The organism is Candidatus Hydrogenedentota bacterium, from assembly GCA_019695095.1.
In the GTDB taxonomy this organism is placed as follows: Bacteria; Hydrogenedentota; Hydrogenedentia; order Hydrogenedentales; family SLHB01; genus JAIBAQ01.
The window spans coordinates 62,490-79,364 of the sequence record JAIBAQ010000002.1; the positions used below are offsets into that span (position 1 = coordinate 62,490).

Annotated in this window: 11 protein-coding genes; 2 read left to right on the forward strand and 9 right to left on the reverse strand. The window is 56.6% G+C overall.

Going from position 1 to position 16,875, the window contains the following annotated elements; translation table 11 throughout:
- Positions 1-13 precede the first annotated feature (13 nt).
- The 3 genes from K1Y02_00695 to K1Y02_00705 form a co-directional block, all read right to left on the reverse strand.
- Positions 14-1,738 (reverse strand): hypothetical protein, encoded by a 1,725-nt coding sequence (locus K1Y02_00695; protein ID MBX7254846.1) that lies wholly within the window; start codon positions 1,736-1,738, stop codon positions 14-16.
- A gap of 69 nt (positions 1,739-1,807) precedes the next feature.
- Positions 1,808-3,898, reverse strand: coding sequence for a hypothetical protein (locus K1Y02_00700; protein MBX7254847.1), 2,091 nt, complete (start codon positions 3,896-3,898; stop codon positions 1,808-1,810).
- Between the two features lie 62 nt (positions 3,899-3,960).
- A complete protein-coding gene (locus tag K1Y02_00705; GenBank protein MBX7254848.1) occupies positions 3,961-5,514 on the reverse strand; it encodes a calcineurin-like phosphoesterase C-terminal domain-containing protein in 1,554 nt (517 codons plus the stop codon).
- Positions 5,515-5,690: 176 nt separating this feature from the next.
- Between K1Y02_00705 and K1Y02_00710 the strand changes: the two genes are divergently transcribed.
- Positions 5,691-8,303, forward strand: coding sequence for a hypothetical protein (locus K1Y02_00710; GenBank protein MBX7254849.1), 2,613 nt, complete (start codon positions 5,691-5,693; stop codon positions 8,301-8,303).
- A 17-nt stretch (positions 8,304-8,320) separates the two neighbouring features.
- On the opposite strand, the gene K1Y02_00715 is transcribed toward K1Y02_00710, so the two are convergent.
- From K1Y02_00715 to K1Y02_00730, 4 genes are all read right to left on the reverse strand, one after another.
- A complete protein-coding gene (locus K1Y02_00715; protein MBX7254850.1) occupies positions 8,321-9,013 on the reverse strand; it encodes a DUF1080 domain-containing protein in 693 nt (230 codons plus the stop codon).
- A 27-nt stretch (positions 9,014-9,040) separates the two neighbouring features.
- Complete coding sequence (locus tag K1Y02_00720; GenBank protein MBX7254851.1) at positions 9,041-10,399, reverse strand: Gfo/Idh/MocA family oxidoreductase; 1,359 nt, start codon at positions 10,397-10,399, stop codon at positions 9,041-9,043.
- Between the two features lie 131 nt (positions 10,400-10,530).
- Positions 10,531-11,727, reverse strand: a complete 1,197-nt coding sequence (locus K1Y02_00725; protein MBX7254852.1) for a DegT/DnrJ/EryC1/StrS family aminotransferase — start codon at positions 11,725-11,727, stop codon at positions 10,531-10,533.
- Between the two features lie 26 nt (positions 11,728-11,753).
- Positions 11,754-12,533, reverse strand: coding sequence for a DeoR/GlpR family DNA-binding transcription regulator (locus K1Y02_00730; GenBank protein ID MBX7254853.1), 780 nt, complete (start codon positions 12,531-12,533; stop codon positions 11,754-11,756).
- Between the two features lie 132 nt (positions 12,534-12,665).
- Here K1Y02_00730 and K1Y02_00735 point away from each other — a divergent pair, with 132 nt between their 5' ends.
- Positions 12,666-13,508: a glycerophosphodiester phosphodiesterase family protein gene (locus K1Y02_00735; GenBank protein MBX7254854.1), complete on the forward strand. Its 843-nt coding sequence runs from the start codon at positions 12,666-12,668 to the stop codon at positions 13,506-13,508.
- A gap of 97 nt (positions 13,509-13,605) precedes the next feature.
- Here the strand turns inward: K1Y02_00735 and K1Y02_00740 are convergent, their stop codons facing one another.
- On the reverse strand, positions 13,606-15,762 hold the full coding sequence (locus K1Y02_00740) for a glycoside hydrolase family 99-like domain-containing protein (GenBank protein ID MBX7254855.1): 2,157 nt from the start codon (positions 15,760-15,762) through the stop codon (positions 13,606-13,608).
- Positions 15,763-15,848: 86 nt separating this feature from the next.
- Positions 15,849-16,853 carry a uroporphyrinogen decarboxylase family protein gene (locus K1Y02_00745; GenBank protein MBX7254856.1) on the reverse strand — a complete coding sequence of 335 codons (1,005 nt, stop codon included), beginning with the start codon at positions 16,851-16,853 and terminating at the stop codon, positions 15,849-15,851.
- Positions 16,854-16,875 lie beyond the last annotated feature (22 nt).

Here is a 16,875-nt window from a genome sequence, read left to right on the forward strand (position 1 = left end):
TCGAGAGTTGGCGTTATTCATGCTTGAGGTTTCGATACCAGACGAAATACAGGACGACGGTGAGTGCCGCTACAAGAAGTCCCGCGGCTAATGCTTCCGCAAAGCGATGCAGGACGATGTAAACGGGGCAAAAGTACATAGCGATGAGCCAGGGTATGCCGACAACGACGGTTGTGAGATCCCATTTGAGCGTGGACACTGAGGTCGTGTCTGCCTCGTGAGCGATTGGTCCCCAGAAACCCCAGGGGCGAACGTCTCGGTAGAAGCGGACTAGCGTTTCGCGATCGGTGGGTTGTGTTAAGAGTGTTGTGACCACTGCAATTACGAGGACTGTCAGCGCAATTGCGGGAAACGTCATGTAGAGCGGGAGGGCGGAAGCAGCGGGCGTTAAGGCCTGTATGAGGGATAGCACCATTCCCGAAAGTGTGCCGACGGCGTAGCCCCAGCCGTTCATGCGCCACCAATACCACCGCAACACATTCGGCAACAGGACCCCGGCGCCCAATGTCCCCATGATCCACGTAAACATTTGGTTGATGGAACTGGCCGCGAACCCAACGCACACGCCCAACACAATGAGTAATGCCGAGGAGACATAGCTCGCGACAATCAACTGGCGCTGGGAGGCGGCGGGATTGAGGTACTTGTGATAAATGTCCTTTACGATGTAGCTCGCGCCGCCGTTGACGGTCGAGTTAAACGTCGCGAGGAATCCTGAGAGTAGTGCCGCAAGCACCACGCCACGCACACCTACCGGCAGCATGTTCTGAATGACTGTCGGAAGGACTTTCTCGGGATCGCCTTGCTCGGCGAGACCCACGATGCCCATCGCGGCGAGTGCCATGGCCATCGGCCAGCGTACGGTGTGAATAGCGCCCCACAATGCACCGAGTTTTGCCGCTTCGCGCGGATTCTTTGCCGCGAGGAATCTCTGGAAGTCGTAAAGTTGCTCGGGGCCCGAAAGCGATAAAAGGAGTCCCTTTACGACCCATATCATGAGGAGTGCGCCGAACAACTGGTATTCGGTGCCGTTCAATGAGTCGAAACTCCATCGCGGAATGATGCTGCCCCAATCCGCGCTGACCTTGGCCTGCAGCATTTCCGGCGAGACATGGGTGAAGCCGAGCCAGGCGATGAGCAGCGCGCCGCACGTGAGTACGATCGTCTGGAATATCTCCACGATGACGACCCCGTGAAATCCGCCCATGACGACATAGATACCCGTGATTCCAAGAATAAGTGCCGCGCATGCGTGTTCGTTAAGTCCCAGGAAAACCGCCCCGAACTTGCCCATGCCTGTTGCGCCGTACGCGAGAAACGCGGTGATCGTAAGTACGGCGTAGAGCGTGTAGGATGCGCGGGCAACTTCGCCCGCTTTGCCCGATCCGAAGCGCGTTTCCATCCATTCCGCGCCGGTCATGACGCCAGAGCGGCGAATCCACTTGCCCATATAGGCCATGTAGAAGACGGGAATGATGAAGCCCCAGATCCACTGGACCCAGAACCCCTTGAGTCCCATAACGACAAACAGGCTGACGATCCACATCGTGCCGGTAATGTCGAAATAAGAGGAACTGCCCGACATGGCCAGCGCCCACCACGGCAGTTGGCGTTCGCCAAGGAAATAGCTGCCAATGTTGCGCGCCGCACGCCGTTTCACCATGGTGCCGAGCGCGACCACAACGACAAGGTAGATTATGACAATGATGCTATCGACGGTTCCGAGGCGAATTGACATGGTTGCATTACCCCCGCGACAGCATACCCCGAGAGAGGGGGCGGGTGAAAGTGCCTTGGAGTCCTCGAACTACCAATACACGTTGCCCGGGCGAGTCGGCTCGTTCGATCTGGCAATCGCGGCTTGGACTAATTCTATGCGCTTCTTCTTCGATTTCTCTGATTTGGCCTGTTCAAGGATTGCCTTAATCCCGGGAATATCGCGCAGCGGGATATCGAGCTTGAAGTAGCCGGAATTCCGGTCGCCATGAAGTCTCTCTGTCTCGTTTCCTAGCTTGCCTGCCTGCTCGCGCAAGGCTTTCATTTCGGGAGTCTCAGCGGCCTCCGACAGGACTTGAAGCGCCTGCTCAATGGCCTTGCCGATCTTGCCGGACGTGAGCGAAGTCTCAAGTGTTTCCCGTGCACGCTGTTCCTTGTCGAGTTCGATGCGCAATTTGTACTGCAGATATTGGTCCAGGAGTGCCTTCTGCATGTGGAGGCGCCAACGGTAATCGCGCTCCATGCGCCATGCGGGAATCTTCTCGCCTGCTTCCGTTACGAGATCCAGGTAAGTCTTGATGCCCTGATTTTCCGCAAGCGGAGCTTCGAGATTTTTCTCCAGTTGCAGAAGCGCTTGAACCATGAGCGGCGCGGCGTCCTCACCGAAGTACAGCACGCAATACTCGTTCATCACGTCGTCGAGCGAGCGGTTCGGATTCCACAACAGCCGCGCCCACATGTACTGGTGAAATTCATCATGATTCCCTTCCGAGTATATGATGTCTCCTTCGGAGAACGGCATGATCGATTGGAAGATGCGATACATGGCAACTGGCCGGGCATGGAACGTACGCCGCCCATACGCCTTCACGATATTGGGTTCGGGATTTTCGACCTCGTACTGTGAACGTATCCAGTGCGTGATATCCGAGTAATGGACGATCCGTTGATCGCCGGGGAGTTGGTTCAGAATCTCGGAAAGGTAGCGGTTTACGGGACCCTGCCCCGGATATTCGAACAAGTCGTCTCGCATTTCCTTGTCGCGAAAATAGGGCGACATCGCATTGCTTCCGGGACCGTATGCGATTCCGTAGCACCACGTGCGAGGCGTTTCTCTGAGAAACGAGAAAATGGCGCGGTCGCCGGCATTGTCGAGGCCTTGGTTGGCAACCATGACAATGCTGTTCGGATGCAGCGCCTTCCACTTCGTGGCCAGCTCTTCGCACAGATGCATAAACGTATTGCCCCACGGCGTGCATCGTTCGCAGGTGCAGCCACCGGGATCGCCCGCGAAGAAGCGCAGCACGTCGTGATCGGCACGCCCCGCGAAATCCGTTTCCCACTGCTTCATGAGCGCATCGTGCGCTTCGGGAACGGATGGGCATACCCAGTCCTTGCCCTCCCACATTTCGCGTCCACCCGCTTTCCATTCCGGCGGGAACTCAGAGCGCAATTGGTTTGGTCGTACGCCCGTCTCCGTCATGAAACCGAATGATTTGAGAAACCGGTAATAGGGGCAGTCCTCATTCGGAGAATAAAACAGGTTCGCTCCGGCCATGGCATATTCGAGTCCAACGGCATGGAATTCGTCATCGGTCCAGACGCGCGCTTTGGCGACGCGCAGCATGGCTCCACCTTGATTGGGCGAGAAACCGCGGAAGCGATATGCAGGTGCGGTGCTGACGTTGAGACTGGGCAGAGTCACGTGATCGGCTTCGTAGTGGAAACGTCGAACGATCTCGCCCACCGCGTACAAGACGGCACGATCATCGACGCCTACCGCCACAATCGCATGGCGGCCACTCTCTTGAATGGTTCTGACGGCGAATCCCTCCGGAAACAGTGTGCTTCCTCGCCCCGGCAGAGTGACTGCGTGTGTTGTGCACAGGTCGTGAAGCCGTCCTTGCGGACGAGATTTGCCGAGAAAGATCTGCAAATCTGCACCCGAGACGGGTTCTTTCGCGATGTCGATGGTTATATTGCTGACCGAAAGCAGACGAGTTTTGAGCACATCCGCATCTTGGGTTTCCAAGGGTGTTGCGTCGGGTTCAAGCACGATTGCAAGACGGTTAATTGGGACTGGACCCGAGTCCACTGCGTGAGCTTCGCCGGAGGCGAGTAGTGCCGTGGCGCACAGCGCGCTCAGGCAACAAGTCAACCGAACCAATCGCACTATATTCATCAGACCTTCCTCAATGGGTTGAACTCTCTTCTCAACAGCATCAACGATGAGACGGATGGAGGCTATTTCACGCGGATTATTCGCCGGTCGATAAATTCCTGGCCGAACATGTCGGTTGTGCGGACGTGAACCGTGTGTGTTCCGGGTGCAAGTGTGCCTGCCAGCTTGCCTTTCCACATGTGGTCGGTGACTGATGGCGGGTCCATCTTCCAGCCAAGCACGGTATCTAGCTTTTTGCCGAGCACTTCTTGATCCAGGTACGGTCCCAATTCGGACATGCGCTTACAGTCGGGGTCTTCCGTGGGCGATTGTTCAAGCGGTATCCATTCTCCGCGGTCGATTCGCATGTCCACGCGGGAGCGGCTGGAGCCGGCAAACACGTTTACCAGGACATCTGTATTGGGCACATCGGCCGCTTGGATTTCAGACGGCAAGTAGATGTTCATCTGATAATCGGCGGGACGACGCGACGCCTTGAAGCGAATGCTGTACTCGGCCCCGTTGAAGGTAAGTACCGAATAGCCGTTGGGGGCTCCGTCATTCATTGTGGCATGCGGAATGCCGCGTTCGTCGAAGGCGCCGCACCACCAGGAACCGCAGACCGTTGCGTTGACGAAGAGGTGCAACGGGTTTGCACCCGGCCATCCACCGGCTTTGTCCACAAATCGATGAAACTGGGTGTGCGTGTGGGCCGCGATGGCAAGGACCTTGGGTCGCCCCGAAAAGAGCGAAAAGAAGTCGTCCCTGTTTTCACAGCGCAAGAAGGGGATGTGCATGAGGAGCACGACCAATCGATCGTTGGAGACTCTTTCTAGGTAGGCCTTCACAAACGATAGCTGATCGTCCGTGAACCGGCAGACCGATTTGCCATCGGGTTTGAAAAAGACGTCATTCAGGTTGATGAAAGAAACCTCGCCGTATTCGAAGGCGTACGTGCTCGGACCATAAACGAGCTCATATGTGTCGTCTGCATATTCGTTGGCTGTCGCGTCGCGATTGTAGTCGTGATTGCCGAAGGTGTTGTACCACGGAATCCCGATTTGTCCGATGCTCTGATTAATTGTCGTGAACAGGCCCGGGTCGTCAGCGACGATGTCGCCAAGCGAAATACCAAAAGCCGCAGATGTCCCGGCACACTCTTCGACCACGTCGTGGGTCACAAAGTCGACTTCCTTTGTGCCGCGCGCCTGAGGGTCGCCAAACAACAGCACGTCGAACATTGCGGGTTCGTCTTGTTTGAAGACAGCGAAGTTGATGGATGGGGGTAACGGTCCTGTTGGGGGGACGCCCGCCACCTGCTTGACTGGTGAGCCTTTCGGTTTGTGGTGATAGAAATACTGGGGTATTTGGTCTGAGTTAACTTGGACGCCCCATCCAGCAGGTTTGATGACGAAGAGCGTGCAGTCGTCGTCTGAAGGAAGAGACCACTTGCCCGATTCATCTGTGACGACCAAATCGCGTCCGTTAGAGACGCACACGTCCGGCACACCCGGTTCGCCGTTGTCGAGGATGGAATTGCTGTTTAGATCGTTGTACACCATGCCGCGGGCTTCTGCCTGGCCGTGAGCGGCGGCCGTACACGCGAGTGCAACGCCAAGGACTAGTAATCGCCGCATGAGTATGACTCCTAATTGGATATTCGTAACAGAGTCCACTCTACCTGTCGCGCGGGTGCGGGGGCAAAACAGGCGCGGCTTGAACGCCGCGGACGAAACCTTCAGCATGGGCCTGCACGGCACGGGTTCTCCTCCAATCGTATGTATTCAAGGAAAGGACGGGGTAGGGGATGAGTATGGCATCGTTGGTTGTTGCGTGGGTGTTTGTGTCTGCACAGACTCCCGGGGAAGCGCCATCATCGGTACAATTGACGGCCAAATTCTCCCGCGCTGGATTTGAACAGCCGGAGGCAATCTTGTGGCCCGCGTATTTCTGGCTATGGAACGCTCCCCTTGAGCCAGAACGGCTTCGCGAGCAGCTTCACGACATGGCCTCACACGACGCGCGCAGCGTGTGCGTCTTGCCGATGCCGCACGGATTCCGTCCTGATTCAACAAACAACAGTCTGGACCCCGACTATCTCACCGATGCGTATCTAGCGCGTGTCCGCGAGATGGCGCAGGAAGCGGCAAAACTGAAGATGGCGTGGTGGCTTTACGACGAGGGCGGGTGGCCATCCGGGCAGGCGCTTGGGAAGGTCGTTGAGGGTCATCCCGAGCTGACTCGCCGCTCGGTGACGCGCGAACGCGTAGATGCTTCTGCACCTTATACGGTTCCCGCCGACGCCCTCTGCCTCGTCGTGGAACAGCCGGAGGCGCGCGTTGTTCAGCCAGGGGCGACTTGGTCGCCATCCAGTTCTGAGGATGTCGCCTATGTTTATCGCGTTGTTCCGGGAGGCGGCGTAGACTTGCTCAATCCGAGCGCAACGCAACGCTTCCTCGAAATCACGCACGAGGCCTACGCACGGGTCGTGTCCGAGTACTTCGGCACGACGATTCCGTTCACGTTTACGGACGAACCAGGTGCTGGAATGCCGCGCCCGCCCGATTCGATCCCCTGGGTTGAAGGGCTCGACACGTTGTATGCAGGACGCGGTGGACGTTCCCTTCTTGAGGATTTGCCGAATTTGTTCACATCACCCGCGCCAGATATGCCGGTAGAGGTGATGCAGGCGCGTGTCGCACTCTACGACGCGCTTTCAATGCAGTTTAAGGATGCCTACTTTGGGAGACTCCAGGAATGGTGCCGCGCTCATGACTTGGCCTCCGCAGGGCATTTGGGAGGAGAAGACGAGACATTTGGCGTCGTGAAGCACAGCTTTGGTCATTTGTTGCGTCCGTTACGGACGATGGACGTGCCGGGTGTTGACCTCATCTGGCGGCAAGTCTTTCCTGGGCGCGAGAATCAGTCCAACTTCCCGGTGGCGGCTGCAAGCGCGGCGCATCAGAACGGGACACGGTTCGCTTTCACGGAGTCTTTCTGCGTGTACGGCAATGGGCTTACTCCCGCGCAGATGAAATGGCTCATCGACTATCAGTATCTGCGGGGTGTGAATCTTCTTGTGATGGGCTGTTATCCGCTGAGTACGGAAGACCACCACATGACCGGTGAGCGTCCTCACTTTGGTTCAATGAATCCGCTATGGGATCACCTTCCGGGGTTCCATGCCTATGTCGCGCGCTTGGGGTATGCGCTATCCGTTGGACGTCCGGCGGTACGAACGTCCTTGTACTACCCCGTGCGCGATCTGTGGGCGTATGGCCTTGACGCGAAGGCCGCCGCGGAAACGTATGAAACGCTGGGTGCCGAACTTCTTGCGCGGCAGTGTCCCTATGATCTAATTGATGACGACATGCTTGGGAAGGCGCAGGTGACGGACGGGGTACTAGTTGCCGGGGCAATGCGCTACAACACAATTGTGTGCGGTGACGTGCGTTGGATGGCTCCCGAGTCACTTGCGCGGCTTGTGCAGCTTTCGCAAGCCGGTGGCAACGTTCTGTGCGTGAATCATGCGCCAGGAATCCGCGGAGACGGTGGCGAGGACGTTACATCGTTAGTTGTCGGAACGGTTGGCGAAATTGCGGGACGCGTAACGTCCGCAGTTGCGATGACACCTGCAGCGCGTGGACTGAGAGTTGCCGAGCGCGAAACCGAGAATGGCCGGATTCTCGTTCTCTTCAACGAAGGCACGTCTGCCTATGAAGGACAATGCACGGTGGGTTCGGCCCACGCGACGGAATTGAACTTGGAGCGTGGCACGACTGAGCGAATTCCGGTATCGGGCGGAACGATTTCGCTTCAGATGGAACCCGGCGATACGAAGGCTTTTCTGCTGGCGGAAGATTCGCTTGAAGGTGCTGGTCCCCAACGTTCAGCGCAGCAGACCATCACTATTGATGATTCGTCCATTCGCGCAGTCGCGAGCAAGCAGACTGTCGTGGGAGAGCACAACTTCGAATACGTGAAGCGAAGCCTTGCCGCCGTGCCGTTCGCGAATTCGGCAATGTGGAAACCCTGGTTATCCGAAGATTTCTCCGGAGAGGTAGACTACGAATTTGTATTCAATGTCCCAGCAGAATGGTCGAGCAGTCCTATCCTTCTGGAAACCGGCGCGATTGAGTATGCTGCAACGGTTTTTGTGGATGGCAAGGCTGCCGGATACTTGCTATGGCCGCCGTGGCGCGTGACACTGCCCGCATGCGAACCGGGCGAGCATACAATTACCATACGTGTCGCAAACACGCTGGCGAATGAACTGACCTCTGAACGGGTTGCGCAACTCTGGGCAACGAAAAAGGGGCCGGGTTGGCCCAGCCCCTATCATGTACGCGCTTTGGAGTTCGAGAAGGAGTCGCGCGGTGGGGGAATTCGCGGTCCCATTCGGTTATCGCAATTTACCCAGTCTTAGCGCAGGTATCGGGAAGTCTATTCCTTCTTCAACACTTTGATGCGCAGGTCTTTGAACTGAATCTTCATCGGCGGGCCGGGGTGCATCTGCACGGCGATGATGCCTTTGTGGCAGGACCACTTGGCGTCGCGGTCATCGACTTCGCACATGAGCTGACCGTTGATGCGCAGTTCGATCTTGCTGCCGATTGCACTGACCTCATAGTCATTCCAGTCGTTCTGCTTTACGACTTTCTGCAACTCTTTGGGTGAAGCGAATTGTTCTTCCTTTTTGGTTCCATCCTCGGCAATAACGGATTTGAAACCACGCATTACCACGCCCAGGCGATCGTGCTGGAACAGGCATCCTGTCCACTGCGGGCCATTCTCGATGTCCGCTTGGTATCCCCACGTGTCGTAATCGGGACGTCGCTCGCTGCGGAATTGCAGGCCTGAATTGCCTCCTTCGCCGATGATCCGGTACTTGAACCGCATGACGAAATCGGCGGGTTCGGCGTCCTTCCAAACAAGATAGTGATGTTTAACGCAAGGCTTATCCTGCGTGCTCTCTGACGTGATGGCTCCGTCCTCGACCCACCATCCGCCGGGCTTGCCCTCCCACCCCGTCAGGTCCTTTCCATTGAACATGGACACAAAACCGTCTTCGTCGGCCGCATGAGCCCAAGGAAGCACGGCAAAGAAAAATAAAGAAAACGCCAAAACTCTCTTCACGATTCTTCCCTCATTTCATGCTCGGAGTTAGCTTGGGAGCTTGTAACCTTTGCGCCGTGGACGCGACAACAGCTTATTGCCCTCGTCGCAGTTCGTGAACTTCTCCTTGTCGGGATTCCAATTGAGAGTCTCGCCTACCCGGCCTACTTCCCGTGCGATGTTCACGAGATAGCATACCGTTGAGCTGCGGTGCCCGATTTCAATGTCCGCATTGCACTTCTGACGTGTCTTGATGCATTCGAGCCAATTCTCGATGTGGGGCTGGGTCTCCAGCACCTGGAGGGGAGCCGGCCTGTCGGGCGAATTGACCAGGTCGGCTGGCGCTGCGAGGATCTTGTCGCGATTAATGTCGATACTTCCATTTTCGCCCGTGAATATTGCGCCGAGTCCTGGCCCGAAATCCGAGTCCAGGCAGAGATCCAGTACGGCCCCGTTGGCGTATTTCATGGTGATTCGCGCGCGTGGTCCCACCAGTCCCTTGGCCATGTTGTAATAGCCGACGCCCGTTTCTTCTTCCGAAGTTGCACGTTCGTACAAGCCGCAGGGTTTGTCGGTGACGGGCTCTTCCAGACGCACTTCGATGGGTCCAGTTTCGTCCGTGCCCAAGCCGCGTTGGATTTGGTCATAGCTGTGAGCGCCCCAACCCGTTACGCCAAAGCAAAGACCGCCGCCATCGTAGTCCCACCAGCGCGCCCAATCGTGATGCAGCGACGAATGGTACGGGCGCATGACTGCTTGGTTGGTCCAGATGTCCCACCATTTATCATCGCCCCCGGCGGGCATTTCTTCGCCGGGCTTGTCTTCCCAACGCAACGGGCTCATGAAGTTTGGCGCTTTGACGACAATCGACTTGCCGAGCGCTCCGTTCTTAACCAGATCGCTCGCCCAATTGTTGAGAGGCATTGAGCGCTGCTGTGTCCCCACTTGAGTCACGCGCTTGTGTTTGCGAGCGACTTTCACCATCTCGCGGCCTTCGGCGATGGTCAAGCACATCGGTTTTTCGATGTAGACGTCCATGCCCATTGCCATCGCGTGACATGCAACCCATGCCCTGGCGTGCGTCGTGGTTTCCACCATGACGCCATCAAGCTTTTCTTTCTCGATCATCTTGCGAAAATCGGTATAGCCTGTGGCTTTCGTTTCTTTGCTTAGGTTTTCGACGGCCGAATCGACTCGTGGCTTGTAGCAGTCGCAAACGGCGGCGATGCGCATCTGCGGGATCTTCAAACACGTCGCGGCGATATCGCGGCAACGACCTCCCAGGCCGATAAGCCCAATGTTGATGGTCTCGTTTGCTGAAGGGCCCTCAAGGCCCAGTGCCCTTGCTGAAATGATCATTGGAGCCGACGCTGCGGCAACTTTGAGGAACCCCCTGCGACTCAGCATGTCCTGTAGTCCTTCCTGTCGGCTTTCGCCTCACCGTGTTTACCCGTTACCACCTCACAGCAGCCTAGCACTCGAGCGACACCGCTTCAACCGCTTCGACCGGACTTCGGAAGTTCAAATGTCCGGTAGTTCTAGACAGATTGCAGGGTCCGTATGCTTTCGATCAGGTAGTCCAAAGCTGCGCGTGTCTGACGCGGATTGATGGGCAGCGTCACGAGGCGGTCCATGACGGCTTCGGCCACGGGAAATTGTCCGCGGCTGAACCCGCGCTTCTGGAATGCCGTCGACAGGTGTAGCGGAATGTAATGAGTCCCGACCTTGACGCCGCGTTCCTGCAGCATACGATAAACGAAGTCTTCCTTGTTGATGCCGTAGGTCCCTGCGTCGATTTCAACCGGGAAAAGGTGAAACACATGCTTGCATCCCGGTGAAACCGTCGGCAGTTTGATCCCTTTGACGTCCTTCAATCCCTCACTGAGATAGGCTGCATTTTTCGCGCGGCGTGCGTTTAGGTCATCAAGTTTGCGCAGTTGAACACGTCCCACGGCGGCCTGCATATCCGTCATGCGGAAGTTGTAACCGGTGTCGTCGAAATCCTGGAACCAGAACCGCTTGCCCATTGGGAATTTGGTCTCGTCCAGTGAACAATACTTGGTGCTTTTCCCGTAGACGCGCGTGCAATGCGAGCGGTACAACGCGATGCGCTCAAAAACCTCTGGGTCGTTGGTGGTGATCATTCCGCCTTCACCCAGCGTAGACAAGTTCTTCTGCTCATGAAAGCTGAAGCAGCCCGTCGCTCCCATGCTCCCGGTCTTGCGGCCTTTGTACTCCGCGCCCACCGCATGGCACGCGTCTTCAACAATCGCGAAGCCGTGCTGGCGCGAAAGCTCCAGGATTGCGTCCATATCGCAGGATTGACCGTAGAGATGAACCGGCAGCACGGCGCGTGTATTTGACGTGAGCTTCTCTTTGAGTTTCGTGGGATCCATGTTGTAGGTGACAGGATCGATATCGACAAAATCCACTTCCGCGCCAAGCGTCGCGCCTACGGCGGCGGTCGCAATCCATGTCAGCGGCGTTGTAAGGACGCGTTCTCCCGGTTTGATTCCAATCCCAATCAGCGAAAGGAAGAGCGCTGCCGTGCCATTTGACACGGCTCGAGCGTGACTTGTGCCGCAGTACTCGGCGAACTCCTTCTCGAACGCGATGCATTCGTCGCCGCTGGTGGGCGCGTTCTTCCGCAACACATCAAGCATGGCCTGTTCTTCTTCGGGGCCATACTCGCTGCCGAACTTGATTTCGAGATCGAACTTGATAGGGGTAGCCATTGCTTATCCTCGCTTGCTGGGGGTTGCTATGCTTTGACGTAGAGCACGTCGTTGGCCAATTTCTTGAGCCATTTTCGTTCGCTTGCGCGAACGCCAGTGTCTGTAATGATGCGGTCGAATTGTTTCACAGCCGCATAGCGGCAGAAAGACCGACGGCCAATTTTGCTGTGGTCTACGACGAGTATTCGCTGCGTGCCTGCCTGCATGACACCTTCGCACACGCTGGCAAGATCCAGGGCAATCGTGAAGACGCCATCCGGCGTGACGCCGTCAGCGCCTACAATAGCGTAGTCTACGTGAAAACGAGTCAAGTTCTCCGCGGTGAGCCACCCCGTCAAGTCCGGGCTGCCCCTGCGCGCCGTGCCACCCAGCAGCACCGTTTCCAGCTCGTCGTGTGCGTAGAGAACCGACGCAATAGCCAACGAACTCGTGAGGACGGTAAGGCCTGGAATTCCCGCGATGGCTTTTGCCACTTCCAGCGTTGTTGTTCCGCTATCGAGGGCCACCGACGAGCCCGGTTCAATCATTGCCGCCACCGCGCGGGCAATTGCGCGCTTCTCAGGGGCATTGGTGTTGCCACGTTCCTGGAAGGCAAACTCGACGATACCGGGCTTCGATAGGATGGCGCCCCCGTGCGTGCGCGTGATGCTGCCCACTTGTTCGAGTTGCTGAAGGTCGCGACGGATGGAAGCGAGACTCACCGAAAACTTCTCGGCAAGCTCTTGAGCCGTGACCTCGCCTTTACCGTTGAGGTGTCCGACGATTTGGCCGTGACGTACATTCGCTGCGCGACTACTCTTGCCCACGGAGATTTGTTCCTCTCTTTCTTTGGGCTTGACGTGGCTCGATTCGGGTATTATCATAGTGCGCAGAAACGAGCAAAAACAATCATAAAACGCGCAAGTTGTCCTGCTCTACTCAAGAAAGGAAAAACCGGTATGAACCGGAAGAACGTAGCCTGGGCATTGCCCTTGTCGATGCTGCTGGCAGTCTTGACCATGCTTTCCTCGGTGGCCGCCGCGGCACCCGAGTCGGTGCTTCCTCCGCCAAAGAATGGGCATGTGTATGTCGTTGCCCACCGTGGAGCCCATCAGGGGATTCCTGAAAACACCCTTCCCGCGTACCAGAAGGCCATCGATCTTGGCGCTGACTTCGTGGAGATCGACGTACGCACCACCAAAGACGGTAAGTTTGTCAGTGTTCACAACGGCAAGGTGGACGATTACACCCAGGGTGCCGTGAAGGGCAATGTCTCGGATATGACCTTGGAGGAGCTTCGCGCGCTGGACATCGGGAGCCGTGTCGGTCCCGAATGGAAGGACACGAAGATACCCACGTTTGAAGAGATCCTTGACCTATGCAAAGGAAAAATCGGCATCTATCTCGATCTCAAGGCGGCCGAGGTTGCGCCCCTCATCAAAGAGATCAAGGCCCGAGGCATGGAACGCAGTGTGATTTGGTATGCGGGGCCGAGTAAGTTGAAAGAGGTAGTCAAGCTCTGTCCCGAGTGTATCCCCATGCCCGACCCCTATGAGATGAAGAACCTTCCTAAATTGCTCGAGCAGGATAAGCCGCGACTTGTGGCGTCTTCTTGGGACTTCTACTCGAAGGAGTTTGCAGAGAAGTGCCACGCGGCGGGTGCGTTAGTGATCGTTGACGACGATGGCCCCCAGTGCTGGGGGCCTGCCTTGGACTGGGGCACCGACGGAATTCAAACTGACGAGCCCGAACAGTTGATTGCGTACATAAAGCAGCGCGAAAGCGCCAAAAGCACTAAATAGGGTGTCCCCCCCCTGACTCAGGCATGACGGCGGCATCGCCCGTAGTTCGCCGTCATGCCATCATTTTTTTCCAGAGCCATTAGGGAACCTAATCGATTCACTTCTTGAACTGAAGGAAATGGGTTCTGACTTCATCCTGGCTTAGCGCGCGATCATAGAGTCTGACTTCGTCAAGAAGACCCTCAAAATGGGACTGGTGCCCCACCGCGAAGTTGCCAAGAACTAGAGGGAACGCGTTTGGATGAACTGGTCCGGGCCGCTCCATCACGCCTTCCTCCTCACCATCGACGTAGATGCGCAACATCTGGCCGTCAAACGTACCAGCCAAGTGTACCCAGCGACCCGTCGGCAACGGCTCTTTTGCGGTCAAATGATGGCTCCAGTCCGTAAGTGGCACCTCGAAGCACGGCTTTCCGTCCAAAACGCCCAAACGATATCCGGTCGAAGTCCCACCGCCAAACACTCGATTCACGCACCACGTGTTTTGCTGGCCCGCGACGTCGGTTTTCACCCAGCATTCCACAGTCAACGCAGTCTTGGGCGAGAGGCGTGGGTCGTTGGGAACTTCAACACTTCCGCCCTCGCAAACCAAGGCGTTGCCGTCGATTCCCTGCGTGCGGCGCGCATTCTGTAATTTTCCGCCCAGACAGTGTCCCGAGTAGTCCATGGCGATCGGCGACTCCAGATCTTCGTCGAATGCCCACCATCCGATCAGGCCCGGCTCCTGAGTGTCACCCTTGATTACGTGTTTTGCGAGTTGGCCCTTAAGCGCTTGCTCGCGTGCTACATGCTCCTTGTAGGCGGTGTCGTAGGGACCCATGCCGATGTCTTCGGGAAGAAGGTCCACATGCGGCGGCGGCATCGTCGCGAATACTTCCCGTACGGCATCGAGATAGCCGAAGCCATATTCGCGATACGGCGCCAGGTAATGGCCTTCGCTCCATTCGTTCCAGTTGTCCAACAGCAGCATCTTGCTGCCCAGCTCCGTTGCGGGAAACGTCGCAATGATGTCTTTGGCCTTCCCGAGTAGCGTCTTGAAATCATCGGGAGGAATCTTCCAAATTGTGCCTTCGTCGTGCCAGCCGCTCCATGCCTGAGACACCGTGACGACTTGTGGAATGATGCCTATTTGCTGGGTCTTTGTAATGTAATCGACTTGTGCCTCGATTGCTTTTGCAGGGGTCGGGTTATCCGGTACGTACCACACGTAGGCAAACGTGTAATCGAGTCCGATGCGCCTCATCAGCTTCAGGTGTTCCGCATCAAGACCCCGGTATTCGCCCAGAATGTACAAACCGTCGAATCCTGCGTCTTTGCAGGCCTGCCTCATCAAATCGAACGCTTTCACAACATTCTCTTCGCTTCCCAGGTCGTCGATGAGGAATTCAGGACGATAGATGAAGAGCAGCGGCTTATTGTCAATCTTGAGATAGTTGGATCGCTTGAAATAGTTCTCGATCCAGAAGGGGAGCAGGTTTCCCATGAGGTCCTTCTCGTCCGAAACTCCGGCACGCCCCCGTGATTGGTTCTCCCACATGATTGTGAAGTTCATGATGTCGCCGAACTTCGATTTGAACAATGCGTCATGAATAGCGCTGCTGAAGTTCATCTCTATGGGACCACCTTGGCTGGCGCGATACCAGCAGTAGATGAAGAAGTTCACTCCGTGCTCCACGGCCCACTTTGTTTCCCAATCGGCAACCTCCGGATTCTCTTGAGAATAGAAACCGAGAGCAGGTGTGCGTTCCGGGTGTTTGAGCACTTGCGCCCACATGTTGGGCTTGTCGGCTTCCCAGAGCGGGCAATTGTGCGCACCGACCAGAATCTCAGTTTTAACGGGCACGGGATCGGGGATGTACGGAAGCTTCTGCACTTCCACGGGGGGGAGCACATTCAGCGTAAGTGTTGCCGTTGGTCCGCCTGCATTGCCCGCTCGGACCGCTGCCGCAAGTGCGAACGTCCCCGGCACATCGAATTCCACGCTCCAAGTCACTTCACGCTTGCTTCGCGCGTCCAGCGTTAGCGACTGTGCAGAAGGCGCGTCCTTTAAATGCACTCCCTCCTGCAGTACCAGTGATACCTCGGCTGAGACCGGGGTGTCTCCTGTGTTTTCAACCACGAGGCTAACGCCAACTACTCGTTGCGCCCTGAAGATGGGTCTGTCCGGTTCAAAGCGGCTTATGGATATATCGGCCCACGATGAACAGACGCAGACAATAAAGACAAGCCAGGCAATCCCATGACAACTACGCATATGCCCCCCTGAAGCTTCTGGCCGTTACGGATGATGAACGAATCCTACCAGTGAAGCGGGAGTTCTTGGAAGCAGGAAGTCTGGGATTACTGGTTCTGCAGGACGTCAAGCATGGCAGCGACATTTTCGGGTCGCGCGTCGCCAGGCACCGCGTGCGCTGGTGAGGCGAACAAACCGCCGTTTTCACCAACGCGCTCCAGAAGCTGTCGGACGTGAGTCCGAACCTCATGGGGTGTAGCGTAGGGCAGGATTTGCTGTGTGCTTATACCACCGTGAAAGCAAAGCCGATCGCCGTAGCGTGCTTTTGCGTCGAAGACGTCAATGACCTCCGGTTGAAACGGATTGAATACGTCGATGCCTGCGTCGATCAGGTCGGGGAACAATTCGTCCACCTTTCCACATGAATGGATGAATACGAATTTCCCGTGCTTCTTTACATGCGAGTACATGCATCGAGCTCGGGGAAGGATGAATTTCCGCCAGAGATCGCGGCCCATCAAGAGGCCGCGTTGACTCCCCCAGTCGTCGCCGAAATACATCGCATCGATAGCGTATTTGCAGGCACGGTCGATCACGGCAAGATTGAACTCCAGTATGCGGTCAAGCAATGCGTGAACGAACTCGGGTTGAGCTACCATTCCCATCAAGACGTTTTCCATGCCTGCCAAGGTCCAAGCGCGCTCGAAGAGCGAGAAACCTAGGTTCGCAATGATGAAGCGATCGTCTTGTTGCTCTTTTGACTTGGGAAAGCCCTCGTAGCGCGTTGAGTCATTGGGGTCGGGCAATTCGAACGAGTGGACGTTCTCCGGAGTGACCAGGCTGTTGCATACAACACCGATATCCTTGTCGACAGACCGGTCCCACAGCACTCCAAAAGGATCGCGCCAGACATTCGGCGCCGTCTCCGTCCATGCATTTGCCGGGTTTGTGTCCAGCAGGGTGAGGCAATTGCCCAGCGCCGTCTCGAAATCCGAGTGGCCGAAGTATCCAACCATCACCGCGCGCGCCTTCTGTGTAAACTCCACGTTGTACGGCACGAAATCGGGCTGCTCGTGGCGAAGCGTCGCCAGCACACGCTCACGGTTCGTCATGGTTCACACACCAGCCGGGATA